Origin of the sequence: Curtobacterium sp. MCBA15_016 (genome assembly GCF_001865105.1) — a bacterium.
GTDB lineage: Bacteria > Actinomycetota > Actinomycetes > Actinomycetales > Microbacteriaceae > Curtobacterium.
In genome coordinates, this window is sequence record NZ_MJGR01000014.1 from 118,972 (window position 1) to 120,881 (window position 1,910).

Annotated in this window: 2 protein-coding genes; both read right to left on the bottom strand. The window is 70.7% G+C overall.

Features of this window, described 5'->3' with window-relative positions; genetic code table 11:
* Positions 1 to 29: 29 nt before the first annotated feature.
* The gene (locus BIV03_RS06235; protein ID WP_071295025.1) at positions 30 to 956 is read right to left on the bottom strand and encodes an aldo/keto reductase; all 927 of its coding nucleotides are present in this window, start codon (positions 954 to 956) and stop codon (positions 30 to 32) included.
* Between the two features lie 167 nt (positions 957 to 1,123).
* Complete coding sequence (locus BIV03_RS06245) at positions 1,124 to 1,690, bottom strand: TIGR03086 family metal-binding protein (RefSeq protein WP_070416636.1); 567 nt, start codon at positions 1,688 to 1,690, stop codon at positions 1,124 to 1,126.
* Positions 1,691 to 1,910: the final 220 nt, after the last annotated feature.

Consider the following 1,910-nt stretch of genomic DNA (forward strand, 5'->3'; position numbering starts at 1 on the left):
CCGCGCCTCCCGTCCGTCCGGTGGGTGCGTCAGAAACCGGACGGCACCCGGGGTGTGTACGCGGATTCGAGACGGGTGACCTCGTCGTCCGTGAGCTCGATCGTCGTCGCAGCGACCGCGTCGTCGATGTGGTGCTCCTTCGTCGCGCCGACGATCGGGGCGGAGACCGCCGGCTGTCGCATCACCCACGCGAGGGCGATCTGCGCCATGCTCGCGTCGTGCGCCTCGGCCACCTGCTGCACCGCGTCGACGATCGCGCGGTTGGCGTCCTCGTCCTGCTTGTAGAGCGTCTTGCCGAACTCGTCGGTGTCGGCCCTGCTGCCGGACCCCTGCGCGTCCCAGGGGCGGGTGAGCTTGCCGCGGGCGAGCGGGCTCCACGGGATCACGCCGACGCCGGTGTGGGCGCAGAAGGGGTGCATCTCGCGCTCCTCCTCGCGTTCGAGGAGGTTGTACTGGTCCTGCATGCTGACGAACCGCGTCCAGCCGTTCAGGTCGGCCACGTGCTGCATCTCGGCGAACTGCCACGCCCACATGCTGCTCGCGCCGATGTAGCGCGCCTTGCCCGACTTCACGACGTCGTGGAGGGCCTCCATCGTCTCCTCGACCGGGGTGTGCGGGTCGAAGCGGTGGATCTGGTACAGGTCGACGTAGTCCGTGCCGAGGCGGGTCAGCGAGGCGTCGATCTCGTGCATGATCGCCGCCCGCGAGAGCCCTGCGCCGTTGGGGCCCGGGCGCATGCGGTTGAAGACCTTGGTGAAGACCTGGACCTCCTCGCGCGGGGCGAGTTCCTTGAGGAGGGTGCCGGTGATCTCCTCGGAGCTGCCCGCGGAGTAGACGTTCGCGGTGTCGAAGGTGGTGATGCCCTGGTCGTAGGCGCGGCGGACGAAGGGGCGGGCCTCGTCGATGCCGACGCTCCACTCGTGGGCGCCCTTGTCGGGGTCGCCGTAGGACATCATGCCGAGGATGACGGAGCTGATCTGGAGGCCGGAGGCGCCGAGGCGGGTGGTCGGGGTTGCCGGGCTTGTCGAGCGGGCGGTTTCGGGGCTTGTCGAGCGGGTGGTTTCGGGGGTTGCCGGGCTTGTCGAGCGGGCGGTTTCGGGGGTTGCCGAGCGGGCGGTTTCGGTCATGCCGCCACCCTGGCATCGCGCCCTGTGACCGCGAGGAGGCGGACCTGCAGCGGCGCGTCCTCGTCGACGTCGACCGGTGCGGCGTAGAGCCCCGTCGCGGCGAGGTCCTCGATCTGCGGCTCGAAGTGCTCCCACACGGCCTGCACGAGTTCGTCCGGCAGGGTCTCGTCGCTGCCGGTCGCCCGCGCGAGGTCCCACGTGTGGATCGTGATGTCGCTGGTCTGCTCGGTGAGGTACTGCCCCGCCGGGACGACGTCCGTGGCGAGGTGCACCGGCGTGTCAGCGGGCGTTCTCTGCCACGCCTCGATGGCTTCGGCCGCGAACTTCGCCCACTCGGCCGCGAGGTCAGAGCCGACCGCTTCGAGATCCGCTTCGGCCTGGGCGTAGTCGCACCCCGTCAGGAGCTTCGGGATCCACCGCTGCTCCTCGACGACGTGTCGGACGAGGTCTCGGGTGGTCCATTCGGAGTCGGGGGTCGACGCGTCCCAGTCCGTGACGGCGGCGACGCGGCGGCCGAACTCGGCTGCCGCGAGTGCCTGCAGCGCGATCCAGTCGGTGGCCATGGTGGTGCTCCTGTTCGTGGGTCCTGCGGGTGCGGGGTGCGGGGTGCTGCGTGTTGGTGGGTGTTCGACGACCGGCCCGGAGGCGGGTTCCCGTGTGTTCCCCTGCAACCTTCCAGCTCGGGTTCCGATTCCCCGCGGCGGTCGCCCGGTGCCGGTCGGCGGACGCTGCGGTTTCACGCTACTGCGCGCGGTCGCCGGGCGAGCGGGCGAAATGTGCGGG